Below are 25,272 nucleotides of genomic sequence, written 5' to 3'. Positions count from 1 at the left end.
CGGCCTTTTGGCGGGCCATAAAAAAACCCCAGCAGGGTAAGCTGCTGGGGTTTTGGGTATTAAGAGTCTGACGATGACCTACTCTCACATGGGCAATGCCACACTACCATCGGCGCTGATCTGTTTCACTGCTGAGTTCGGTATGGGATCAGGTGGTTCCAAATCGCTATAGTCGTCAGACAAAACGTTTGATCACTGGTTGGGACAAGATTGAATTCTTGATAACGACCGTTGCGGTATCCGCAATTGTCTTGGGTGTTATATAGTCAAGCCGCACGAGCAATTAGTATCGGTTAGCTCAACGCCTCGCAGCGCTTACACACCCGACCTATCAACGTCCTGGTCTTGAACGGCTCTTCAGGGACCTCAAGGGTCCAGGGAGATCTCATCTTGGAAGGGGCTTCCCGCTTAGATGCTTTCAGCGGTTATCCTATCCGAACATAGCTACCGGGCAATGCCACTGGCGTGACAACCCGAACACCAGAGGTTCGTCCACTCCGGTCCTCTCGTACTAGGAGCAGCTTTCCTCAAATCTCCAACGTCCACGGCAGATAGGGACCGAACTGTCTCACGACGTTCTAAACCCAGCTCGCGTACCACTTTAAATGGCGAACAGCCATACCCTTGGGACCGGCTTCAGCCCCAGGATGTGATGAGCCGACATCGAGGTGCCAAACACCGCCGTCGATGTGAACTCTTGGGCGGTATCAGCCTGTTATCCCCGGAGTACCTTTTATCCGTTGAGCGATGGCCCTTCCATACAGAACCACCGGATCACTATGACCTACTTTCGTACCTGCTCGACGTGTCTGTCTCGCAGTCAAGCGGGCTTGTGCCATTACACTAACCGCACGATGTCCGACCGTGCTTAGCCCACCTTTGTGCTCCTCCGTTACGCTTTAGGAGGAGACCGCCCCAGTCAAACTACCCACCACACAGTGTCCTTATCCCCGATAAGGGGACGAAGTTAGAACCTCAAACATGTCAGGCTGGTATTTCAAGGTTGGCTCCACGATGACTGGCGTCACCGCTTCAAAGCCTCCCAGCTATCCTACACAAACATGCTCAAAGTTCACTGTGAAGCTATAGTAAAGGTTCACGGGGTCTTTCCGTCTAGCCGCGGATACACCGCATCTTCACGGCGATTTCAATTTCACTGAGTCTCGGGTAGAGACAGCGCCCCCATCGTTACGCCATTCGTGCAGGTCGGAACTTACCCGACAAGGAATTTCGCTACCTTAGGACCGTTATAGTTACGGCCGCCGTTTACCGGGGCTTCGATCAAGAGCTTCGCGCAAGCGCTAACCCCATCAATTAACCTTCCGGCACCGGGCAGGCGTCACACCGTATACGTCCACTTTCGTGTTTGCACAGTGCTGTGTTTTTAATAAACAGTCGCAGGGGCCTGGTATCTTCGACCGGCGTCCGCTCCACCCGCAGGGGTTTCACGTAATACCGGCGTGCCTTCTCCCGAAGTTACGGCACCATTTTGCCTAGTTCCTTTACCCGAGTTCTCTCAAGCGCCTTGGTATTCTCTACCTGACCACCTGTGTCGGTTTGGGGTACGGTCTCTCGTGACCTGAAGCTTAGAAGATTTTCCTGGAAGCATGGCATCAATAACTTCCCGCTCTAAAAGAGCAGTCGTCATCGTGTCTCGACATTAAGGACCCGGATTTGCCTAAGTCCTCTGCCTACACACTTAAACCGGGACAACCGTCGCCCGGCTTACCTAGCCTTCTCCGTCTCTCCATCGCAGTCACGCGAGGTACGGGAATATTAACCCGTTTCCCATCGACTACACCTTTCGGTCTCGCCTTAGGGGCCGACTCACCCTGCGCCGATTAGCGTTGCGCAGGAAACCTTGGTCTTCCGGCGTGGGAGTTTTTCACTCCCATTGTCGTTACTCATGTCAGCATTCGCACTTCTGATACCTCCAGCATGCTTCTCAACACACCTTCGCAGGCTTACAGAACGCTCCCCTACCCCGTACACTTACGTGCACAGCCGCAGCTTCGGTATCCAGTTTGAGCCCCGTTACATCTTCCGCGCAGGCCGACTCGACTAGTGAGCTATTACGCTTTCTTTAAAGGATGGCTGCTTCTAAGCCAACCTCCTAGCTGTCTGAGCCTTCCCACATCGTTTCCCACTTAACTGGAATTTGGGGACCTTAGCTGGCGGTCTGGGTTGTTTCCCTCTTCACGACGGACGTTAGCACCCGCCGTGTGTCTCCCGGATAGTACTCACTGGTATTCGGAGTTTGCATCGGGTTGGTAAGTCGGGATGACCCCCTAGCCGAAACAGTGCTCTACCCCCAGTGGTATTCGTCCGAGGCGCTACCTAAATAGCTTTCGGGGAGAACCAGCTATCTCCGAGCTTGATTAGCCTTTCACTCCGATCCACAAGTCATCCCCTGGCTTTTCAACGACAGTGGGTTCGGTCCTCCAGTGCATGTTACTGCACCTTCAACCTGCTCATGGATAGATCGCTCGGTTTCGGGTCTATGTCCAGCGACTAAATCGCCCTATTCAGACTCGGTTTCCCTACGGCTCCCCTATACGGTTAACCTCGCCACTGAACATAAGTCGCTGACCCATTATACAAAAGGTACGCCGTCACAGAACAAGTCTGCTCCGACTGCTTGTACGCATACGGTTTCAGGATCTATTTCACTCCCCTCACAGGGGTTCTTTTCGCCTTTCCCTCACGGTACTGGTTCACTATCGGTCAGTCAGGAGTATTTAGCCTTGGAGGATGGTCCCCCCATGTTCAGACAGGATATCACGTGTCCCGTCCTACTCGATTTCACTAGACTCAGGTTTCGGATACGGGGCTATCACCCACTATGGCGGCACTTTCCAGAGCCTTCTCCTACCAGTTGTCCAGCTTAAGGGCTAGTCCCCGTTCGCTCGCCGCTACTTAGGGAATCTCGGTTGATTTCTTTTCCTCGGGGTACTTAGATGTTTCAGTTCCCCCGGTTCGCCCCTTACACCTATGTATTCAGTGCAAGGTACCCGACCGAAGTCGGGTGGGTTTCCCCATTCAGAGATGCCCGGATCATAGCTTGTTTGCCAGCTCCCCGAGCCTTATCGCAGGCTTCAACGTCTTTCATCGCCTCTGACTGCCAAGGCATCCACCGTATGCGCTTAGTTGCTTGACTATATAACCCCAAGACAACTGTTCTCTCATCCACCTACCCGAAGGCGCAGCAAATTCAAGATCAGTCGCAGGTGTTATACACAACACTTCAACGACAACACCGGATAACGCTTGATCGTTATCAATTGAGATGAATCCATTTCGGAGATAATGAAATGAATCCTCTCGGATGTTTCAATCTTGTCCACATTGTTAAAGAGCATGTCTGACCAGTGATCAGAAAGAAGGCCTTCAGCGGTAACAATTCACTCTGTCACACTACTGAAAATCTTGTTTCTGTACACTGACACTTCCCAGGGGGAACGTGTTCAGGTATTCGCTTGGGTGTTTCAGGCGTTTTGGTGGAGCTAAGCGGGATCGAACCGCTGACCTCCTGCGTGCAAGGCAGGCGCTCTCCCAGCTGAGCTATAGCCCCGTCTGCTTGCACAGTGCCTGTTACTCGTCGTTGCAGCGTTCGTTCGCTTCCGTCATGATCCCTCGAGGATCACGCCTTCTCTCACTCTCACTGCGCCTAGATTAACAAACCCTGTTCGGCGCATCCGCGTTCGTCTGTCAACCAGAATCGAACCCGGAAATCGTTCAGATCAAGACATCGGATGGTGCCGCATAGCCTGCTATGCAAGTCATTCGATAACGCCGAGCTGGACGATTTTGGTGGGTCTGGGTGGACTTGAACCACCGACCTCACCCTTATCAGGGGTGCGCTCTAACCACCTGAGCTACAGACCCGGTTTTGCTTGCGCAAGACAAGCCAAGTCGGGCCTGAAAGACCCTTTGCTCTCTTTTCCGCTGATCAAGTAATTCGTGTGGGCTCTGACCGAAATATTCGGCTTCGTTTAAGGAGGTGATCCAGCCGCAGGTTCCCCTACGGCTACCTTGTTACGACTTCACCCCAGTCATGAACCACACCGTGGTGATCGTCCTCCCGAAGGTTAGACTAACCACTTCTGGTGCAATCCACTCCCATGGTGTGACGGGCGGTGTGTACAAGGCCCGGGAACGTATTCACCGTGACATTCTGATTCACGATTACTAGCGATTCCGACTTCACGCAGTCGAGTTGCAGACTGCGATCCGGACTACGATGCGTTTTGTGAGATTGGCTCCCCCTCGCGGGTTTGCAGCCCTCTGTGCGCACCATTGTAGCACGTGTGTAGCCCTGGCCGTAAGGGCCATGATGACCTGACGTCATCCCCACCTTCCTCCGGTTTGTCACCGGCAGTCTCCCTAGAGTTCCCACCATTACGTGCTGGCAACTAAGGATAGGGGTTGCGCTCGTTACGGGACTTAACCCAACATCTCACGACACGAGCTGACGACGGCCATGCAGCACCTGTGTCTGAGTTCCCGAAGGCACCAATCCATCTCTGGAAAGTTCTCAGCATGTCAAGGCCAGGTAAGGTTCTTCGCGTTGCGTCGAATTAAACCACATGCTCCACCGCTTGTGCGGGCCCCCGTCAATTCATTTGAGTTTTAACCTTGCGGCCGTACTCCCCAGGCGGTCTACTTAGTGCGTTAGCTGCGCCACTAAAGATTCAAGATCTCCAACGGCTAGTAGACATCGTTTACAGCGTGGACTACCAGGGTATCTAATCCTGTTTGCTCCCCACGCTTTCGCACCTCAGTGTCAGTGTTGGTCCAGGTAGCCGCCTTCGCCACTGGTGTTCCTTCCTATATCTACGCATTTCACCGCTACACAGGAAATTCCACTACCCTCTACCACACTCTAGCCTGACAGTTCGAAATGCCGTTCCCAGGTTAAGCCCGGGGCTTTCACATCTCGCTTATCAAACCACCTACGCGCGCTTTACGCCCAGTAATTCCGATTAACGCTTGCACCCTCCGTATTACCGCGGCTGCTGGCACGGAGTTAGCCGGTGCTTCTTCTGTGAGTAACGTCAGGGCTAGCCCGTATTAAAGACTAACTTTTCCTCCTCACTGAAAGTGCTTTACAACCCGAAAGCCTTCTTCACACACGCGGCATGGCTGGATCAGGGTTGCCCCCATTGTCCAATATTCCCCACTGCTGCCTCCCGTAGGAGTTCGGGCCGTGTCTCAGTCCCGATGTGGCTGATCATCCTCTCAGACCAGCTACGGATCGTCGCCTTGGTAGGCCTTTACCCCACCAACTAGCTAATCCGACATAGGCACATCCAATAGCGCAAGGTCCGAAGATCCCCTGCTTTCCCCCGAAGGGCGTACGCGGTATTAATCCGGGTTTCCCCGGGCTATCCCCCACTACTGGGCAGTTTCCTATGCATTACTCACCCGTCCGCCGCTCGACGCCTGGGAGCAAGCTCCCATCGTTTCCGCTCGACTTGCATGTGTTAAGCCTGCCGCCAGCGTTCAATCTGAGCCATGATCAAACTCTTCAGTTTAAATCATACTGCAATCCGAAGATCGCGATTCTTGCTCAAGACAAAACTCAATGTTCGACGAGTCGCTGTCTTGATATTTCTTGCCGAAATACCTCAGCCAGCGCCCACACGAATTACTTGATCAACTTTTTAAAGAGCGGGGCGTTTGCCCAATCGAGGTGCGCATTCTACAGCGTTTCCCGACCTTGTCAACCGCTAATTTGAATCTCTTAAACATCAATCAATTCAAGCGGTTAAACATCCCCTGAGGCCGGCCCGCTGGCCCTGTCCCTCAAGCGAGATGCGCATTCTACAGACCGTGGCCGCCGTGTCAACGCGGTTCGACGAAAAATCCAAAATAACTTTAAAACAGCTATTTAGTGATCACAATCTGAGCGATTTTCTTTTTGCCCGCCTGCATCACGCACTCATCTCCCAGACTGAACACTGTATCGGCCTGCGCTGGCGCGCCATCAATAAACACCGCCCCCCGACCCATCACGTCGCGCGCGGCCGCGCCATTCTTCACCAGTCCGGCCAACCTCAAGACGCTGGACATTGGCAACTGCGCCTGATCACCGAGAGAAACCTCTACCCGCGGTACATTCTCGGGAATCTCACCCAACGCGACACGATTACCCGCAGATTTGTGCGCACTTTTTGCCGCCTCTTCATTATGGAAGCGGGTGATAATCTCTTCCGCCAATATCTTTTTATAGTCCTGTGGGTTTTCCCCGGCCTCGACCGCCGCCTTATACCCGGCAACCTCATCCAACGGCCGCAAACTCAGGAGTTCAAAATAGCGCCACAATAAATGGTCCGGAATGGAAAGAAGCTTGGTATACATTTCCCCAGGTGAGTCATTGACCCCTATGTAGTTGCCCAGTGACTTGGACATCTTCTGCACACCGTCCAACCCTTCCAAAATCGGCATGGTCAAAATAGCCTGCGGTGACTGACCGTAGCCTTTCTGTAGAATCCGCCCCATCAGCAGATTGAATTTTTGATCGGTACCACCAAGCTCAACGTCTGCCTCCAATGCAACGGAATCGTAACCCTGCACCAACGGGTACAAAAATTCATGAATGGCAATTGACTGCTCGGCCCTATACCGCTTATCGAAATCGTCCCGCTCGAGCATGCGCGCTACTGTGTACTGACCGGCCAAGCGAATCATATCCGCCGCGGTCATCTTCCCCATCCATTCCGAATTGAACACCACTCGCGTCTTAACCGGATCCAGAATCTTAAACACCTGCTCTTTATAGGTAACCGCATTCGCAGCAATCTGCTCATCAGTCAGCGGCGGTCGGGTCGCACTCTTGCCCGTTGGGTCACCTATCTTTCCGGTGAAATCACCGATCAGGAAAATTACTTCGTGACCTAGGTCCTGAAATTGCCTGAGCTTATTGATCAACACGGTATGGCCAAGATGCAAGTCCGGCGCCGTGGGGTCGAATCCCGCCTTGATTCGCAGCGGCCGCCCTAATTTCAGCTTCGCAACCAACTCCTCCTCTGGCAGCAACTCATCCACGCCACGTTTGATAATGGCGAGAGCGTCTTCGATTGATGACATGAACTAAACCCCTTGATTGCATTGACCGCTTGGACTGTTACACACCTCAACAAAACAATGCTGAGCGTTACCCCAAATCCTGATACATTCAGGACTGATCAAATAACGACCAGCCCGAACCAATAAAAGCGCCATATTATAGCAAGCGCGGTGAGAAAATCTGCGTCGTCATTCAGACTGACGCTAATGTGCACGCTTTTTATACTGTATTGGTTGATCTATACTTGAAAGCTGACTTTAATTAGGCTGTTCAACTTACAGATGTAATGACTAAAAACAGGTTAGTATCGTGATAAAAACGTTTCCTAAAACTCACCTCGCGGCCGCCGTTGTTATCAGTGCGGTTGTCGGCACGACGATGATGTTAAGTCCCAGCGCCGACGTTGAGGCAAAGCGAATGTCCGTTTCCCTGGATCTCGAGTCCGGGGAACTAAAACCCACAACGGCATCCGGCGATGTCATCAGTGGTTCTGGTGCTACGGCGTCGAACGCCCCGACCCGGGGCGATTCAAGCCAAATGGGCGTGGATGTGCCGAATGCTCCGGAAGACTCCGGCACCACAGCCTTAGCCGAAAACGACGAAGCGAACAATGCACCGGTCAAACCGGATATCGTCTGGGCCGAGTATGCGGTTAAGCCTGGCGACACCTTGTCCGGACTCTTTAAAAAAGCCGGCTTTAACGACGGCCTGATGCTGTCCGTCATTCATGGCAAAGGCGAAGCCAACAAACTTCAGCGACTTTATGCGGGTGAAACCATCGCCTTTGCTACAGAGGCCGACGGCAGCTTGAGTTCAGTCAAACTCCGGCGGTCGCGTCTTGAATCCCTGAAAATTGACAAGACGGATGACGGCTTTGTCGGTAAGAAAGTTATTCGAGAGCCGGAAGTAAGAACCCGATACGCCCAGGCTGAAATCGAGAGCTCGCTCTTTGGCGCAGGCCAGCAAGCAGGCCTGACGGACAAGCTCACCATGGAACTTGCCGGCATCTTTGGCTGGGATATCGATTTTGTGTTGGATATCCGTAAGGGTGATCAGTTCAGCGTCGTCTATGAAGAGCTTTATCTCGATGGTGAGAAAATTGATAACGGCAAAATCCTGGCCGCCAATTTTAACAACCAGAACCGAGAGTTTTCGGCGGTTTTTTATACCGACCAACAAGGCGTGAGCGACTACTTCACCCCGGATGGCCGAAGCATGCGGAAAGCCTTTTTGCGCACTCCCGTCGATTTTGCAAGAATTTCGTCTCGCTTTAACCTGAAGCGTCGACACCCTGTGCTCAATACCATTCGAGCACATAAGGGGACAGACTACGCCGCCAGAACAGGCACGCCTATCAAGGCCGCCGGTGAAGGCAAGGTTATCCATGCCGGGCGCAAAGGCGGCTATGGCAATGCGGTTGTCCTTCAGCACGGCAACAACATTACGACCCTATACGCTCACATGAATAAGTTGGCTAAAGGCGTGCGCTACGGCAAATACGTCAAGCAAGGACAAGTTATCGGTTACGTCGGCTCAACGGGCTTGGTAACAGGGCCTCACCTTCACTACGAGTTCCGCGTCAACGGCACGCACCGCAATCCTGCAACGGTAAAATTACCCGATGCGGCACCGATTCCGAAATCTGAAGTGGCGCACTTTAAAGCAGCAACCGAACGGACCCTGGCCCAACTGGACACTTACCGGGACGCAGGGCGTTTAACACTCGCAAGAGGCGAGTAACATGGATAAAACAGCCTTTCTTGGGCTGATGTCAGGCACCAGCATGGACGGCATCGACGCCGTGCTGGTGTCGTTTTCGGACCACACCCTCACACTGCATGCCACGCATACCCAGGCTTATCCCGACACGTTACGGCAACGTCTCACGCGATTGAGTCAAAACCAGGGCAGCCCCGACGATCTTGGCGAACTCGACCACCAGCTCGGGTGCCTGTTTGGTGAGGCCGCTCGTCAAGTCCTTGAAAAAAGCCCGCTGTCGGCCGTTGATGTGGCCGCAATCGGCAGCCACGGCCAAACCGTTCGCCATCAACCCAAATGTAAGACACCGTTTTCAATCCAACTCGGCGACCCTAACATCATTGTCGAAGCAACCGGCATTCCTACGGTGGCGGACTTTCGGCGACGGGACATCGCCGCCGGTGGTGAAGGTGCGCCCCTGGTACCGGCCTTTCATCGAGCCTATTTTGGTCAGTCGAATGAGGATCGCTGTATATTGAACATCGGCGGTATTGCCAATATAAGCTGGCTGTCTGGAGACAACTCCGACGATGCCAGCGGCTTTGATACTGGCCCGGGGAATGGTTTGATGGATGCTTGGTGCCTGCACCAGACCGGCCGACATTACGATGAAAACGGTCGCTGGGCTAATGAAGGTCGGATCGACCAAAACTTGCTAAGTGACATGTTGAGCGACGGCTATTTTGCTCAACAAGCGCCGAAAAGCACCGGAAAAGAGAAGTTCAATCTCGATTGGATTCAGACCATGCTGAACCGGCATCCGGAAGTAAGGCCGGCCGACGTGCAGCGAACCTTACTGGAGCTAACGGTTATCACTATTGTGCGTCAGTTGCCGCAGTCGTCACCGCAGCTGAAGATTTACGCCTGCGGGGGTGGAGTCAAAAACTCAGTGTTAATGGCGGAACTGCAGAAAGCTTGCCTGCCCTTTTCTGTCCATTCAACTCAGGAACTCGGCCTCGACCCGCAATGGGTGGAGGCAACAGCGTTTGCCTGGCTGGCCAAACAAACACTGCTCAAGCTACCGGGAAATGTACCGAAGGTGACGGGGGCTATCGGAAACCGGATATTGGGCGCGATTTACTGGCCCTGACCACAAACCTGCCAAATTGACGGTGGCTTCTCAGATCGAGAATGACGACCCACAGCCACACGTTGAGCTGGCATTGGGGTTTTGCACCACGAATTGGGACCCTTGCAGCCCTTCCTGATAGTCAATGGTAGCACCCACCAGATATTGATAACTCATGGGATCAACCAGCAGCGTGGCACCATCTTTTTCGATCGCTGTATCGTCTTCATCCTGACTGTCATCGAATGAAAATCCATACTGAAAGCCAGAGCACCCGCCCCCTGTCACAAACACACGGAGTTTGAGGCCAGGATTCTCTTCTTCCTCAACCAGTTCCCTTACTTTTGCTACCGCACTTTCGCTAAAAAACAGCGGTGTCGGCATTTGTTCCTGAACAACACTCAAGCTCGCCTCCGGTCATCGTTGTGCGATTTCCCGTTGATTATGGTATTCCTGACTAAAACAATCAACTATTCCACGGGTTCTTTCTTCTGCGCATCGCTCTCATGCACGTCCGTCAAAAGGGCGTCGTCCCCCGACATTTCGAGTCGCCCCGCTGCAGGCTTGGAGTCCTGCTTGAGAAGAGCCACCGGCTCTTTCTGATGAACCAGATTGCCATTGACCTCAGCCCCCATCGCCATCTCAATCAGGTTGTAATACACATTCCCGTGAATTGACGCATTTGCCGCCAACTCAAGGTGTGATGCCGCATAAACATCACCATGAACCGTCCCGTTGATAATTACATGGGGAGCGATGATGTCACCGGCGATTTCGCCCACTTGGGATAATCTGAGCACGGCCTCACTGCCTTCTTCCGCAACGACTTTGCCGGCAATTTTGCCGTCCACATGCAAGCCACCGGAAAAGTGCACATCACCTTGAACGGACGTTTTACCGGAAATCAAAGTATCAAAATGACCGGTCGGACGACGCGGCTTCTGCTTATTTTTACTGAACATCATCAATTCTCCATCAGTCTACGCCAGTCAAACGTACGTTCCGCCTGGGTGGATTTTTTACCTTGAGCCCGAGCAACCACCTGCACTTCCAGTGGATCAAACCCCTCTGGTACGGCAAGCCGTCCCTCAACATCCTGAAAATAACGAAAACGAAATTTGACACCGAGATCGTCAATATCTTCAGACAGATCCCGCAGTGCTACCACTTCCTTTTCCCCGTCCCGGGTACCGATAACGTTGACCGCCACGACGCCCGAAATATAGCTTTTGTTGTTGCCAACCTGAATCAATACCAGCTTAAAGCCAAACTCCCCTTTGCTACGGCTGGGGCTGACGGTGAACCGGTCGACCTGCAAGCCTTTGCTGGTTTCCGAGGGCGCCATAATATTTTTATAGAACGTCAGATCTGATTCGAGCTCGGCAATCGTCGTCTCGAGTGATGCAATCGCGCGACGAGCCTGGTTGAGCGCTTGACCATCAATGGTACGCCCACGCTCCAGATTGATCAGCTTTTGCTGCATACCGGTGTGTTGTTCACGCAAACTTTCGAGTTCGGTTTTCAGATATTGGCGGGTTTCGGTCAGGCTACTGAATCGAAAATCGTCTTCTGCGGTGCCAACCGTATATCCGAGCACTGCGGATATAATTGAAAATGACAGCAATATCAGGCTCCGACGTAACCGATACCCCGGCCGGTGCCGAATAACAACGTATTCCCCCGCTTTTTTATCGTCACTCACACCGATGCCCTATGGCAGCAGAGCTGGAAAATTCAGCCCCATGGATTCCTCGAAGCCAAACATGATGTTCATGTTTTGCACGGCCTGGCCCGCGGCCCCCTTAACCAGATTGTCGATCACAGAAGACACAATCACCGTGGCACTGCTCTCTTGGCGATGAATGGCCATGCGGCAAGTGTTGCCACCCCGCACGCTGCGAGTTTCAGGGTGGCTTCCGAATGGCATCACATCGACAAACGGCTCGCTGGCATAGCGGTCTTCATACAGAGTCTGAATGCGATCAAAGTCGTCTGGATTCTTCAGGTCGGCATACAGGGTGGCTTCAATACCGCGAATCATTGGAATCAGGTGCGGCACAAACGTAATGCCGACGGGCTCGTCCCCTGCTGCATCCTGGAGCCCTTGCCGAATCTCGGGCAAGTGACGGTGCCCAGACGCGCCGTAAGCTTTAAAACTTTCACCAATTTCGCCATGCAATGTGCCAACACTGGCTTGGCGGCCGGCCCCACTGGCGCCGGATTTTGCGTCGGCAATGATCCGGCGGACATCCACCAAGCCTGACTCGAGAAGCGGCAGTAATCCAAGTTGAACCGCGGTGGGGTAACAGCCGGGGTTTGCCACCAGCGATGCTTGCCTGATTGCCTCGCGGGCTACTTCCGGCAATCCGTAAACTGCACGGGCTGCCCACTCGGGGCTTTCGTGAGGCATGCCATACCAGGACGCCCAGACATCCAGATTCTTAATCCGGAAATCTGCGGATAAATCCACGACTCGGGTTCCACGCGCCATCAACTCGGGGACCATGCGCATGGCAACGCCATGAGGCGTGGCGAAAAACACCACGTCACACTGCGCCAGTGTATCGACATCCGGTTCCGTGAACGGGAGGTCGTAGAACCCCCTCAGGTTCGGATACATGTCCGCTACCGCCAGGCCCGCTTCCGAGCGCGAGGTAATACACTGAACCTCGGTCAAGGGGTGTGCCACCAGAATTCGCAACAGCTCCACACCGGTGTACCCGGTACCGCCGACAATGCCTACTTTAACCACCGAACACTCCACTCTGCCTGAATAAATGACAACCCGTCTCGGCAAAACCATCGACGCCCGAGAGCGCCCGTATTTAACCGTGTTTGACACAGCCGCATAGTCTACCATGATAACCCAGTGAGTTATTGCGGCCAGAACCCGAACCGTTACAATACTGTAAGCCTCTGACCCGTAACCGCCAAGCCAACATCAGATCCTCAGCGTCACGCAGTAGGTTAACGAATTAACCAGACGAGACACCACCATTGCCATGCGAAAGATCAGGCTCAAGATAACAGGCACCCTGATTCCCATGTTTCGGCGCAAGCTGTCTGGCGTGGATGCCCTTCCACAATTAGCAATGCTGGGACTGCTGTCAGGCATTGTTACCGGTTGTGTTATTTTGATATTTCGCACCGCCATCGAGTGGCCGCTGCGTCAATTCCTGCCCGGTCACAACCCGGAAGCGTTTGAACACCTGGACCTGATCACCCGAGGATTACTCCCGTTACTGGGCGCCGTTGCTTTAGGGCTGTTCCTGCACCGTCTATCCGCGCAGGACCGCAAGGTTGGCATCGTCCATATCATGGAGCGGCTCAATTACCATCAGGGCTACGTCTCCATCCGGAGCGCCATCGTGCAGTTTGTGGTCGGTGTCGGCACGGTGGTGACCGGACAATCTGCTGGCCGCGAAGGGCCCGCGGTGCACCTCGGTGCGACGTTCTCCAGCCTGATGGGGCAATGGATGAAATTGCCCAATAACAGCATCCGGACCCTGGTGGCCTGCGGTTGCGCTGCGGCCATCTCGGCATCGTTCAACACGCCTATTGCCGGTGTCATATTCGCCATGGAAGTGGTGATGATGGAATACACCATTGCCGGCTTCACACCCATTATCCTGGCGTCCGTCAGCGCGGCCGTGATTACCCAGGCTGCCTATGGCTCGGAGCCAGCCTTCAATGTGCCGTCATTGACCATGAACTCGCTGCTGGAAATCCCATGGATTCTGGCCATTGCGGTCATTATCGGCGTGGCCGCGGCGGCGTTTATTCGATTGCTCGATTTGTGTGGCCGCTACCATGAGAAGCCGCTCATTTTGCGCCTCACGGTTGCCGGCCTGTTGATGGGGCTCTTCGCCCTGCTGATTCCGGAGGTCATGGGGATCGGCTATGACACCGTTAACAGCACCATCAACAACGAACTGCCGTTCTGGTTGCTGCTGGGCGTCGCCATCGCCAAGCTGGTCATCACCGCCGTCACCATTGGCCTGGGCATGCCCAGCGGAATGATCGGCCCAACTCTGTTTATCGGCGCCACCCTAGGGGGGGCCATGGGGCTCATTGGCGCCCACGTCGCGCCCAATGTCGCTTCCTCGATCGGCTTCTACGCCATGCTCGGCATGGGGGCGATGATGGGGGCCGTGTTGCAGGCGCCGCTGGCAGCCTTGATGGCGCTGCTTGAGCTGACCCGCAACCCCAACATCATTTTGCCCGGCATGTTGATCATCACCACCTCGAGCCTGGTCACCAGCGAGGCATTCGGTCAGCGGTCGGTGTTCCTGACCATGCTGAAAAGCCAGGGCATGAGTTACCAGAACTCGCCCGTGATCCAGGCTCTGAGGCGAGTTTCTGTCGGTGCCATTATGGAGCGGAGCATTCTTCGCACCGAACGGAGGCTGTCGCGAAAACAGGCCCGGGACGTACTGAAATCGGAACCCAAATGGCTCATTGTGGAGGGCTCCAAAGGGCCAACGGGTATGCTGCCAGCGGTGGACCTGGCGCGCTACCTGGACGATTTACCGCCGGAGCCAACGGACACAAGCGATGAGCAACCGGAGGAGACCATTGACCTCATGGAGATACCGGCAAACCGTAAGGACATCGCGCCCGTACAGTACCAGGCTACCCTGGAGGAGGCCCTCAACGTGTTTGAAGCCTCCCAAGCGGAAGCGCTCTATGTTCAGCGCCATGTCGCACCCATGATTCAGCGGGTTTATGGGGTAGTGTTGAAATCGGACATCGAGAGCTACTATCAATATCGCAAGAACTAGCGGTTTCCAATATCGAAAAAACCAGCGGTTCCGATAAAATGGCGGGGGGCCAAAAACGACCGCCATGAGACGAGCGCTCTGGCCAGCCTGCACCAACGATGCCGCAATCAACAGGATACACTTATGCTTTGGGTAAAGGCTTTCCACATTATCGCGATGGTGTGCTGGTTTGCCGGTCTGTTCTATCTGCCTCGTTTATTTGTCTATCACGCAGCCTGCGAAGATCAAGCGGGGCGCGAGCGCTTCAAAGTCATGGAACGCAAACTCTACCGGGGCATAACCACACCCTCGATGGTGGCCACGCTTGTCTTTGGCAGTTGGCTGCTGAGTTACAATGCATCGGGTTACTTGAGTCAGGGCTGGTTGCTGTTAAAACTGTTACTGGTGGCAGTGCTGATCGGGTACCATTTTTACTGTGGCCGACTGGTAAAAGTCTTCCGCGACGATGCCAATCAACGCAGCCATGTTTTCTATCGTTGGTTTAATGAGTTGCCGGTGCTGGTTCTGCTGGCCGTGGTGATCCTGGCGACCGTCAAACCATTTTAACCACACTGCTTGAGCTTGATTTTTTCAACCAACAACGGAGCGCGCTCGTTATCAAATTGCATCAACGCCCCCAAGTTTTGATTTTGTCTGGCCTCGACCCATCGGGGGGTGCGGGCATCCAGGCCGACATACAAACCGTCACCGCACTGGGTGCCCACCCTCTGCCGGTACTGACCTGCCTGACAGTGCAGGACACCCGGAATGTTTATAATGCAACCGCAATGGACCCTGGATTTGTGGCCGAACAGTTGGCCTGTCTGGCTGCTGACACACCCATTCACGCCATCAAGACCGGGGCGCTGGGTAGCTCGGCGATTGTTGAGGTGCTGCTGGCGTTTCTTGATGATCACCCCGATATTCCGCTGATTGTCGATCCGGTGATCAAGGCCGCCGGTGGCGGGGACCTGGCCGATGACGCGCTGATCGAGACCATGCGGGACAAACTCTTTGCCCGAGCCGAGACCGTTACCCCCAATGGCATCGAACTCGCGACACTGGGCCGGCAATCCAAGCCCGAGGCTGCCGCGAATGCACTGATTGCCAGGGGCTGCCATTCGGTTCTGGCGACTGGTGGCCACGGTGCCGGCGACACCATCGTCAACATCTTGTTCAAGAGCGGAGGCACCCGCAGGGAATGGAGCATCGCGCGTGCCGGGGGTGATTATCGCGGCGAATTCCATGGCACCGGGTGTACCCTGGCAGCCGCGATTGCCGCTGGCCGGGCATCGGGACTGGACCTCGAAGCCGCGATTGAGCAGGCCCAAGACTTTGTCTCACAGGCTGTCAGCTCGGCGCTGGAGGTAGGCAAGGGCCAGCCTGTGCCCGATCGCTGCAACGCAATGGCACGACCATGACTCCGCCGGCAAGACTACTCAAACCTGGCCTCTATGCGATTACCGACAGCAATCTGCTGCCGGGCGATAGCGTCTTGACCGCCGTGGAAGCCGCTGTTCGCGGGGGCGCAACACTGGTGCAGTATCGGGACAAAACCAGCTCGCTTGCTGAGCGGACTCGCCTGGCGAAGTCGTTAACCAGCCTGTGCCAGGCATTTCAGGTGCCTTTGATTATTAATGATGAGCCGGAGCTCGCGCTGATCTCGGGGGCCAGCGGTGTTCATCTGGGTCAAACCGACGGCGACCTGCCCCTGGCGCGACAACAGCTTGGCAACCAGGCCATTCTTGGTGCCACCTGCCATGGCGACATCGCCCTAGCCGACAGCGCTTGCCGGGCAGGGGCTGACTACCTCGCCTTCGGGCGTTTTTTCCAATCCTCAACCAAGCCCGGTGCACCCTCGGCCGAGCTCCCGGTGTTAGCGGCGGCGAAACAGTTTGGTCGGCCCCTGGTTGCCATTGGCGGCATCACCCTTGAGAATGGTGCGAATTTAATCCAGGCGGGTGCCGACCACCTTGCCGTGGTGGGCGGATTGTTCGATTGCGATGATATTGAGCAGCGCGCACGCGCCTTCAGTGAGCTGTTTCAACGATTCCACCCACATTATCAGTCCCCGCAATAACGGGCTGTATTCACCGAATGACAACGCGAGAATACTGAGTTATGACGCAATCCGAAACCTTATTTGAACAGGCCCAGAAATACATTCCCGGCGGTGTGAATTCACCCGTGCGTGCGTTCAAAGGCGTCGGTGGCACTCCGCTGTTTTTCAAACGCGCCCAAGGTGCCTACCTGTGGGACGAAGACGATCGCCGTTACATCGATTTCATTGGTTCCTGGGGGCCCATGATCCTGGGCCACGGAGATCAGCGCATCACCGACGCGCTGCATGCCCAGATTGACCTCGGGGTGGGCTATGGCGCACCCACCGCCATTGAAACCACTATGGCCCGAAAAGTGTGCGAACTGGTGCCGTCTATCGAGCTGGTACGTATGGTTAACTCCGGCACCGAAGCGACCATGAGCACCATCCGGCTGGCCCGCGGCTATACCGGCCGCGACAAGATCGTTAAATTTGAGGGCTGTTACCACGGCCATGTGGATTCCCTCCTGGTTAAGGCGGGCTCGGGCGCACTCACCCTTGGCGTTCCCAATTCACCTGGCATTCCCGCCAGCCTTGCTGAGCATACGCTGACATTGGATTTCAATGACATCGACAGTGTCCGGGACACCTTCGCCAAGATGGGTGACCAGATCGCCGCCATTATTGTGGAGCCGATCGCCGGCAATATGAACTGCATTCCACCGGTTCCGGGCTTCCTGGAAGGCCTTCGAGAGGTGTGCGATGAATACGGTACCGTATTGATTTTTGACGAGGTCATGACCGGCTTCCGGGTGGCGCTGGGCGGGGCCCAGGGCCATTACGGTATCAAACCGGACCTGACCGCCCTGGGTAAAGTAATCGGCGGTGGTCTTCCAGTTGGCGCCTTCGGCGGCAAGCGCGAAATCATGGAACACATTGCGCCACTCGGGCCGGTTTATCAGGCTGGCACTTTGTCTGGTAACCCACTTGCCATGAGTGCAGGCCTCGCGACATTGGAGGCGATTTCAGAACCTGGCTTTCACGACCGCCTGGCAGAGAAAACAGCGCAGGTCCGGGACGGTATCAAAGCCGCCGCCGACAAGGCGGGCATTCCTATGGCAGTGCAGGGTGTCGGCGGCATGTTTGGTTTATTCTTCACCGAAGAGGCGCGCATTACCCGCTTTGATCAAGTCATGGCCTGCGATGCCGATCGCTTCAAGGCATTTTTCCAGGGCATGCTCAAAGAAGGCGTCTACCTGGCACCCTCAGCCTTCGAAGCGGGCTTTGCCTGTGCCGTATTGACGCCAGCGGACATCGAACACACCGTGAAGGCGGCTGAAAAAGTGCTGGCAACGCTCTAATTTGAAATCAATCCAATTCAATATGCTGGCCCTCGATGACACACCACATTGTCTTTGAGGGCCAGCGTAGAGACCCACCTCACAAAACGAACCGAAGTCTGAGCGCATCCCACCCATTTTGTTGACTTACCTACCTATATCACGAAAAGTTGAGTCCATCTCTCGCGAGATGCGCACTGACTGCGACAACCTAACAATGACAATACAAACACCGACGTCAGCGCATGGAAGCCAAACAGCCTGCCTTACACACGCTGTATATGAAGTCTCTGGAGTAGCCGCAAGTTAGGTTGATACAGGCCCGGGGCACCGGTTCTGACCGCAGTTTGAAAACAAAGACAACAACAAACTGTAGGTGCATAAATGAACAAATTATGGAAACTCATGGCGTTGCTGTGCGTCATGGCGTGGTCAGCTCCGACCATGGCCTGGTGGTGGGATTCAACCCCTTCAGATTATACGGAGACCCGATACCCGATCGTTCTTGTCCACGGCATGTTCGGCTTTGACTCCATTGTCGGCGTCGACTATTGGTATGGCATCACCGAAGAACTGAACCGTTACGGTGCCGAGGTTTACACCACCCAAGTCCCAGCGCTGGACAGCACCATTGCACGGGGCGAAGCGCTCCTACCGCAGATCCAGGCCATTGCGGCGATCCACGGCAAAGTTAACCTGATTGGTCACAGCCATGGTGGTCCAACCGCACGCTACATCGCCCGGGTCCGGCCTGACCTGGTGGCCTCCGTTACATCGGTGGGCTCACCTCACAGAGGCTCCCCCGTTGCTGACCTGATTTACGGATCCCCCGCAGAGAGCTTTGCCGCCAGCCTGGGCAACGCACTTGGCGGCCTGATCGATTTGCTCTCCGGCGGAGGTTACAATCAGGACCTGAGTTCCAGCCTGTATTCACTGACCAGCCAGGGCAGCACGGAATTCAACAACTTCGCACCGGCCGGTATGCCAAACAGCGCTTGTGGCGAAGGGGCCTATTCCGCCAACGGCGTGCGTTTCTACTCTTGGGGCGGCACCGGCGTCCTGACCAATGTTCTGGACCCCTCGGATGCACTGCTTGGCACCACCAGCCTGGCGTTCGGCTTCAGTGCCAACGACGGCCTGGTTGGCCGCTGCAGCAACCACTTTGGCAAGGTTATTCGTGACAACTACTTTATGAACCACTTGGATGAAGTGAATCAGGCCCTCGGCCTGCACAGTCTGTTTGAAACCGACCCCAAAACCGTGTTTCGTCAACAGGCCAACCGTCTGAAAAACGCCGGCCTGTAAGCACAGACTCCGGGATGGAGCGGTTCACCCTGCAACCGCTCTGTTTTGTGATAAAACGAAAGTACCCGTCGGAACTGCACGCTCCTGGGGCCACCCACCACCTGACCCAAACCGCCCCCCATTTGTACCTCCTCCACTGATTGCCGGTTACATTCCATTGCCTGGCTTTAATTATCCCGCAAGGACGCACAAGGCGGCACACCTGTACACTTTTACGTGACGTATTTTGTCCTATGATAAAATAAGAGTTCACGACAAGGATTTGTATTATGAAAACTTCGATGACGTATTTAAGCGTAATAGCTCTGACGGGTGCTTTGACCGCCTGTGGCGGCGGTGGCAGCGATGTTGGCTCTACCGGCTCAGTATCCGTCGGCGTTACCGACGCACCCGCGATGGAATTCACCAATGTGACCGTCTCCTTTATCGGCATTTCTCTTAAGCCGGTCGACGGAGATTGGGTTAAATTTACATTTGATGAGCCCAAAGCCTGGAACCTGCTGGATTTGCAGGGTGGTCTGAGCGAGCCGTTGATTACCGATGAAGAAGTACCGGCGGGTCAATACTCGGAACTGAGACTTCTCGTCAACACCGCTGACTCTTTTGTCGTACTCAAGGATCAACCCGATGTCGAGGCCAGCCTTGCTGTGCCGTCAGGAGAATCGAGCGGACTCAAGCTCAAGGGTGATTTCTTTGTGGCAGCGGACACCTCGACCGGCTTCACCGTTGATTTTGATGTCCGGAAATCAATTGTTAATCCGACAGGCGAATCGCTGGCCGACTATTTGCTGAAGCCATCCCTGCGCTTGGTCAATAACCTGCAGGTCGGCGCCATCGAAGGCGAGGTCGATTATGTCACCATTCAACAGACCCGAAGCAGTGATGACGCCCTCGCAAACTGCAGCGCAGATTACGCCGGTGCTGTATACATCTACCGAGGTGCCGACGTGACGCCCACGGATATCAACGTCACCACTGAAGGCGGCCCATTGCTCGCCATTCCTGTTGCGGATTTGGACAACGACGGGCTTTACAACTACACCGCCGCATTTCTGCCCGCGGACGATTACACCCTCAGCTACAGCTGCCAGCTCGACGACAACGAATTGGACGATGCCCTGGAATTTGAGGGCACGCAAAACGTAACGGTCATTGCCAGCACAACAACTGAGGCAAATGCCATTCCGCTCGTGCCTTAAGCGTCGGAAATGCTAAATCGGAGCCCCTGACCTGTCAGGGGCTTTTTTTTTGCAGTTATTACAAGGCATCAGCCCGAGCTTCCGCGTGATCAGCCCCAGCGGTGTTACCGGTTGCCCGCCGGATATCCGCCAGCAACATCCAGCCCGCCCGCTGCAAACCCGTGTTGCTGCCAGCTAGCGACAGCCCCTTCAACGTGAACTGTTCCGCAGCACCCAACTGGTCAAGCGCCACATAGGCTTCTGACAGTTTGTAGTAGATCTCGGCAGAACGGGGGGAGATACGCTGCGCTCGCTCCAGCTTGCTGACGGCACCGCGGGGATCACCTTGTGCCAACAGCGAACTCGCTTCTCGCATCAGACTGGCCGCAGCGGGCGACAGCGATTCACCCTGCTCCTGATGGCGAGGGGCAGTGTCTCGGTCAATGACCTCGGTTTCAGCCGGTTGTTCCGACTTTTTTACGCGACTGCCCGATTCCGTGGTTTGGGGCGGCGCCGGTGCCCGGTCGTAGTCCGGAGACTGGCTGGCCGGCACGTAAATCGAACCACCCGGGCTGGCACAACCTGCCAGCACCAGGCTCGCTGCGAGCCCGCCACCGATTAAAATCTGTCTTAACATCATTCGAACAATCCTTCAAACCAGCCTCGTAAACGCCGCGTCATATTGCCCGAACAGTTCACCCGCTGTTGCGGTTCACTGCCGGTAATGAACGGCATGTATCGTGCGTTCGCGCAGTGCTCATCGGTCAATGCGATGCGTTCGGAGTTTACCCAGTGGTATTGCACGCCGTCCGGCACCACCGGCGAAAATCCGTGTTGCGGCACTTGCGCCATAAAATTCGACCATACCGGCAATGCGCCGGTCGCGCCGGTCAGAGAAGTGGGGCCATTGTCGTCGCGCCCAACCCAGGTCACCGCCAGCAAATCACCACTGAATCCAGCAAACCAGCTGTCTCGACCATCATCCGTGGTCCCGGTTTTACCTGCAAGGCCCAGAGCCGACGGCACCGTGCGATAAGCCGACTGGCCGGTGCCTTCTCGCATGGTCTCTTGCATGGCGTATTGCACCAGATGCACGGCAGACGGGTCCACCACCTGATCAACCGCCAGACTGTAGCGAGACAAGGATTCGCCCTGCGCTGTGGTGACCTCCCGGATCGTACGAAGCGGGGTATTGAAGCCGGATGTCGCCAAACCCTGGTATAGGGCCGCGACAGTGACCGGGCTCATTGGTACCGCGCCCAGCAACATTGACGGGTATTCCGAAACCGGGTCGGTCATGCCAAGGTTTTGCAGTGTTTCAATCACCGAGTCGACGCCCACATCCAACCCTACGCGGACCGCGGACAAATTATAGGAGTGCGACAAGGCGCGATGCAGGGGCACCTCGCCGTGCTCGTCCCCACCGTAGTTTTTGGGTTCCCAGCGCCTGCCATCGTCAAACACCAGAGCAAACTTGCGGTCGTCGATGGTGGAGATCAGCGTGTAGCGATCCGGCTGCCGGAGTGCCGTCAGGTAGGTAAATGGCTTAATCAGCGAGCCAATGGGGCGCTGGGCATCCACCGCACGGTTAAAGCCGGCGTATTGCGGGTCACGCCCACCCACCAACGCCAGCACCTCACCACTGTCCCTGGACGTCACCACCATGGCGCTTTCGAGCGACGACTCGCCCTGTCCGTTGTCCATGCGCTTCAAGGTGTTTGCAACCGCGTATTCCGCCGCATACTGAATGACCGGATTCAGCGTGGTGAAGATACGCAGGCCCTCGCTCTGCAAATCGTCCTGTTTGTAATCCCTGGCCAAATGGCGCCGGACCAGGTCGATATAGGCCGGGTAGCGATTTTCAGAATAGGAGGGTTTGGCCGCGACACCCAATGGCTTTGCCCGGGCCTTGCCAGCGCTGGCGTTATCGATCACGCCGTTGTCCTGCATCGTGTCAATGACCAGATTGCGGCGCTGCAAGGCCCGTTCCGGGTGTCGGCGCGGGTCGTAGTAGCTCGGCCCCTTCACCAGCCCGACCAGAAGCGCGACCTGATCAAGGCTCAACTCTCCCAGCGACGACCCAAAATAGAACTGGCTGGCCAAACCGAAGCCGTGAATACTGCGGGTTCCGGCCTGCCCCAGATAAACCTCATTGAGATAGGTTTCCAGGATGTCGGACTTGTCATAATGCAGTTCAAGCAGCAACGACATCAGTGCTTCGTTGCCTTTCCGTATCAGGGTTTGATCCCGGGTCAGATAGAAATTCTTGACCAGCTGTTGCGTCAGGGTACTGCCACCCTGAACCACTCGCCCCGCCTGCACGTTGACCCAGAGCGCACGGGCAATGGCGTAAGGCGAGACGCCAACGTGCTGATAGAACTCGCGATCCTCGACAGTCAATAGCGCAGGCTCCAGCGCCGCTGGCAAATCCTCCAGTTTGACCAATACCCGATCCTCCTTGTGGGCCGGGTAGATACCACCAATCTGCGCCGGTTCCAGACGCACCACCGGGTCATTGGAGCCCTTCATTACTCTCAAACTGGCAACCCGATCACCGGATACAGAAAGAGCCAATCGGCGCTTCGGCTCCCGACCATCTGCAAACACGAATCCGCGCGTACTGATGACGAACCGGTTGCCGGACTGACTGTAGGTGCCGCGCCGGGAGCCGTCACCAAGACGATAACCGGATAATTCCAGCTCCCGTTTGAGCGCACTGATGCTGACACTGGCTCCCTCATACAGCTCGAGCGGGCGGGCATAGACCCTCGACGGCACTTCAAACCGTCGCCCTTCAAACCGGGAAGTGACCACGGCATCCAGATAAACCACCCAGCCGGTCAGAATGACCAAGCCAACCAGGATGACACGACCCGCCACGCGCCAGAACCGTCTTTTTCGATCGGTGGCGAAGTTGCGAGAGCGCTTACTTGAACGTTTTTTGGGAGCAGACGACTTTTTCATGGCCGGGATTATAACGAAACAGCACCGGCAACGCGCTGATGATCTCTGTGTTATTTATGTAATGTCACCGTTATGATGGGACGCCAATAATCATCAATTTGCCATACGCACAAACGAAAGCACGCATTCAAGGAGAGGCTTGTGAGTGACGAGACAACAGGTGGCCTGATTCAGGCATTGCAGAATCCGGCCCTTTACGACCACCCAGTGACCGATTTTCAGGTGCATGAGACGCATATTTCCTGGGTTATTCTCACCGGTCCTTATGCTTATAAGATCAAGAAACCCATGGATTTTGGCTTTCTCGACTTTTCCACCCTGACCCGACGCAAACATTTCTGTGAGGAAGAGCTGCGGCTTAACAGCCGGCTGGCGGACAAACTGTACCTTGATGTCGTGCCAATTACCGGGACCCCGGATGCGCCTCAACTGAATGGCGGCGGCGAACCGTTCGAATACGCCATTCGGATGCGTCAGTTTGATCAATCGGACTTGTTGGATCGCCGGCAAGAGGAAGGCCGGCTGACACCAGAGTTGCTGACCAGCCTGGCCAGGCAAGCAGCTGAATTCCACAGCAAGTTGCCTTCAGTCGCCGACGACAAGCCGCTCGGCACGCCACAAGCGGTCTACGCAGCGATGCAGGAGAATTTCGACCAGATTCGGCCCCTGCTGGACGAAACAGCCCTGCTGGCTCAGGTTGATCGCCTGGAAGACTGGACCCGCTGCACGTTCGACCGTTTGAACGACCTGATCAATCACCGGCGCAAGAATGGCTATGTCCGCGAGTGCCATGGTGACCTGCATCTGGCAAACATCACCGTTTATGAGGGTGAGGTTACCGTCTTCGACTGCATTGAATTCAACGAACCGTTTCGCTGGATTGACGTCATCAACGACTTCGCGTTTTTGTTGATGGACCTGGAGTCACGGCGCGAGCATGCCTTGGCGAGCCGGGCGCTGAATACTTACCTGGAATTCAGCGGCGATTTTGCCGGGGTGCCTTTACTACCGCTCTACAAGGCCTATCGCGCCATGGTCAGGGCCAAGATTTCACTGTTCATGCTGGGCAATCCGTCGTTGAGCGACGCCGAGAAAGCCGGTCTTAAGCAACGCTATCAGGACTATGCCAACCTGGCCGAAAGCTACGGCAACATCCCCAATCACTTCCTACTGGCAACCACTGGATTATCCGGCAGTGGTAAGACGGTGGTCAGCAGCGCCCTGTCCTACCAGCTCGGGTTGGTGCGCCTTCGCTCGGACGTGGAACGCAAACGCCTGTTTGGTCTTGCCCCGCTGGACAGCAGTAAGTCCGGCCTGAATGACAACATTTACACCGATGAGGCCACCCGTAAAACCTACGCGCATTTGGCCCAGCGTTCAGCGGAGCTTCTGATGGCGGGCGTACCGGTGATCGTTGATGCCGCCAACCTGAAACACGATGAACGCGACTTGCTTGAACAGGTCGCGGAGAGTCAGGGCGTGCCGTTTGCACTCGTCGATTGCGAAGCCCCGGAAGCACTACGCCGCAAATGGGTGTCGGCGCGCACCGCCGATGCCTCGGAAGCGGACGTCACCCTGCTAGATCAGCAAAAAGGTTGGCTGGAGCCTCTGACGGACCGAGAGAAAACCCATACCATCCACGTTCATACCGAACAGGACCATGTCGCCGAGGCATTGGCTGACCGAATCCGTCAACATTTTGGCCTAATGCCGATCTGACCGGGCTAATCGGACCCCGGCATCCCGGGGTCCGATTAGCACCGTCTCTGACCGAACCCTGAAGGGAGC

At 55.4% G+C, this 25,272-nt stretch carries 17 protein-coding genes, 2 tRNA genes and 3 rRNA genes; 10 read left to right on the top strand and 12 right to left on the bottom strand.

All coding sequences use genetic code 11. The annotated features are described in order from the left end of the window. Positions 1 to 65: 65 nt before the first annotated feature. The 6 genes from rrf to tyrS form a co-directional block, all read right to left on the bottom strand. Positions 66 to 180: ribosomal RNA gene (rrf, locus tag GRX64_RS19455) — 5S ribosomal RNA — on the bottom strand. An 82-nt stretch (positions 181 to 262) separates the two neighbouring features. Continuing rightward, positions 263 to 3,157: ribosomal RNA gene (locus GRX64_RS19450) — 23S ribosomal RNA — on the bottom strand. A gap of 338 nt (positions 3,158 to 3,495) precedes the next feature. Next, positions 3,496 to 3,571, bottom strand: a tRNA-Ala gene (locus GRX64_RS19445). 237 nt (positions 3,572 to 3,808) lie between these two features. Continuing rightward, a tRNA-Ile gene (locus tag GRX64_RS19440) sits at positions 3,809 to 3,885 on the bottom strand. 108 nt (positions 3,886 to 3,993) lie between these two features. Continuing rightward, positions 3,994 to 5,534, bottom strand: a 16S ribosomal RNA gene (locus tag GRX64_RS19435). Together the 16S, 23S and 5S rRNA genes with 2 tRNA genes alongside form the textbook arrangement of a ribosomal RNA operon. A 352-nt stretch (positions 5,535 to 5,886) precedes the next feature. Continuing rightward, a complete protein-coding gene (gene tyrS / locus GRX64_RS19430; RefSeq protein ID WP_166269814.1) occupies positions 5,887 to 7,089 on the bottom strand; it encodes a tyrosine--tRNA ligase in 1,203 nt (400 codons plus the stop codon). 289 nt (positions 7,090 to 7,378) lie between these two features. On the opposite strand from tyrS, the gene GRX64_RS19425 reads away from it, so the two are divergent. Beyond that, positions 7,379 to 8,809, top strand: coding sequence for an OapA family protein (locus tag GRX64_RS19425; protein WP_166269812.1), 1,431 nt, complete (start codon positions 7,379 to 7,381; stop codon positions 8,807 to 8,809). A gap of 1 nt (position 8,810) precedes the next feature. Beyond that, a complete protein-coding gene (locus tag GRX64_RS19420; RefSeq protein WP_166269810.1) occupies positions 8,811 to 9,917 on the top strand; it encodes an anhydro-N-acetylmuramic acid kinase in 1,107 nt (368 codons plus the stop codon). Between the two features lie 30 nt (positions 9,918 to 9,947). On the opposite strand, the gene erpA is transcribed toward GRX64_RS19420, so the two are convergent. The 4 genes from erpA to argC form a co-directional block, all read right to left on the bottom strand. Continuing rightward, complete coding sequence (erpA, locus tag GRX64_RS19415) at positions 9,948 to 10,280, bottom strand: iron-sulfur cluster insertion protein ErpA (RefSeq protein WP_207308844.1); 333 nt, start codon at positions 10,278 to 10,280, stop codon at positions 9,948 to 9,950. Between the two features lie 86 nt (positions 10,281 to 10,366). Then, complete coding sequence (locus GRX64_RS19410) at positions 10,367 to 10,861, bottom strand: bactofilin family protein (protein WP_235937761.1); 495 nt, start codon at positions 10,859 to 10,861, stop codon at positions 10,367 to 10,369. Then, entirely contained in the window at positions 10,861 to 11,598 is a 738-nt protein-coding gene (locus GRX64_RS19405; RefSeq protein WP_166269806.1) for a DUF6776 family protein, read from the bottom strand. Before GRX64_RS19405 ends, GRX64_RS19410 begins: the two co-directional genes overlap by 1 nt. Before the next feature lie 9 nt (positions 11,599 to 11,607). Further along, positions 11,608 to 12,648 carry an N-acetyl-gamma-glutamyl-phosphate reductase gene (gene argC, locus GRX64_RS19400; protein WP_166269804.1) on the bottom strand — a complete coding sequence of 347 codons (1,041 nt, stop codon included), beginning with the start codon at positions 12,646 to 12,648 and terminating at the stop codon, positions 11,608 to 11,610. 250 nt (positions 12,649 to 12,898) lie between these two features. Here argC and GRX64_RS19395 point away from each other — a divergent pair, with 250 nt between their 5' ends. From GRX64_RS19395 to GRX64_RS19365, 7 genes are all read left to right on the top strand, one after another. Then, complete coding sequence (locus GRX64_RS19395) at positions 12,899 to 14,677, top strand: chloride channel protein (protein ID WP_166269802.1); 1,779 nt, start codon at positions 12,899 to 12,901, stop codon at positions 14,675 to 14,677. A 123-nt stretch (positions 14,678 to 14,800) separates the two neighbouring features. Continuing rightward, a complete protein-coding gene (hemJ, locus tag GRX64_RS19390; RefSeq protein WP_166269800.1) occupies positions 14,801 to 15,223 on the top strand; it encodes a protoporphyrinogen oxidase HemJ in 423 nt (140 codons plus the stop codon). Positions 15,224 to 15,306: 83 nt separating this feature from the next. After that, positions 15,307 to 16,077, top strand: a complete 771-nt coding sequence (thiD, locus tag GRX64_RS19385) for a bifunctional hydroxymethylpyrimidine kinase/phosphomethylpyrimidine kinase (protein WP_427901677.1) — start codon at positions 15,307 to 15,309, stop codon at positions 16,075 to 16,077. Then, complete coding sequence (gene thiE, locus GRX64_RS19380) at positions 16,074 to 16,736, top strand: thiamine phosphate synthase (protein ID WP_166269798.1); 663 nt, start codon at positions 16,074 to 16,076, stop codon at positions 16,734 to 16,736. The genes thiD and thiE overlap by 4 nt, the downstream gene beginning before the upstream one ends. 41 nt (positions 16,737 to 16,777) lie before the next feature. Then, positions 16,778 to 18,058, top strand: coding sequence for a glutamate-1-semialdehyde 2,1-aminomutase (gene hemL, locus GRX64_RS19375; RefSeq protein WP_166269796.1), 1,281 nt, complete (start codon positions 16,778 to 16,780; stop codon positions 18,056 to 18,058). 363 nt (positions 18,059 to 18,421) lie between these two features. Next, positions 18,422 to 19,342, top strand: coding sequence for a lipase family alpha/beta hydrolase (locus tag GRX64_RS19370; RefSeq protein ID WP_166269794.1), 921 nt, complete (start codon positions 18,422 to 18,424; stop codon positions 19,340 to 19,342). 269 nt (positions 19,343 to 19,611) lie between these two features. Next, a complete protein-coding gene (locus tag GRX64_RS19365; RefSeq protein ID WP_166269792.1) occupies positions 19,612 to 20,541 on the top strand; it encodes a DUF4382 domain-containing protein in 930 nt (309 codons plus the stop codon). 58 nt (positions 20,542 to 20,599) lie between these two features. Here GRX64_RS19365 and GRX64_RS19360 read toward each other — a convergent pair whose 3' ends face one another. Continuing rightward, positions 20,600 to 21,157: a tetratricopeptide repeat protein gene (locus GRX64_RS19360; RefSeq protein WP_166269852.1), complete on the bottom strand. Its 558-nt coding sequence runs from the start codon at positions 21,155 to 21,157 to the stop codon at positions 20,600 to 20,602. After that, positions 21,157 to 23,484: a penicillin-binding protein 1B gene (mrcB, locus tag GRX64_RS19355; RefSeq protein ID WP_166269790.1), complete on the bottom strand. Its 2,328-nt coding sequence runs from the start codon at positions 23,482 to 23,484 to the stop codon at positions 21,157 to 21,159. The genes GRX64_RS19360 and mrcB overlap by 1 nt, the downstream gene beginning before the upstream one ends. A 141-nt stretch (positions 23,485 to 23,625) precedes the next feature. Here mrcB and GRX64_RS19350 point away from each other — a divergent pair, with 141 nt between their 5' ends. Continuing rightward, complete coding sequence (locus tag GRX64_RS19350) at positions 23,626 to 25,203, top strand: bifunctional aminoglycoside phosphotransferase/ATP-binding protein (RefSeq protein ID WP_166269788.1); 1,578 nt, start codon at positions 23,626 to 23,628, stop codon at positions 25,201 to 25,203. Positions 25,204 to 25,272 lie beyond the last annotated feature (69 nt).

The sequence above is a fragment of the Marinobacter caseinilyticus genome, from assembly GCF_011074955.1.
Lineage (GTDB): Bacteria > Pseudomonadota > Gammaproteobacteria > Pseudomonadales > Oleiphilaceae > Marinobacter > Marinobacter caseinilyticus.
Note: the sequence above shows the minus strand (reverse complement) of the source record. Positions and strands in the feature narration are given on the sequence as shown.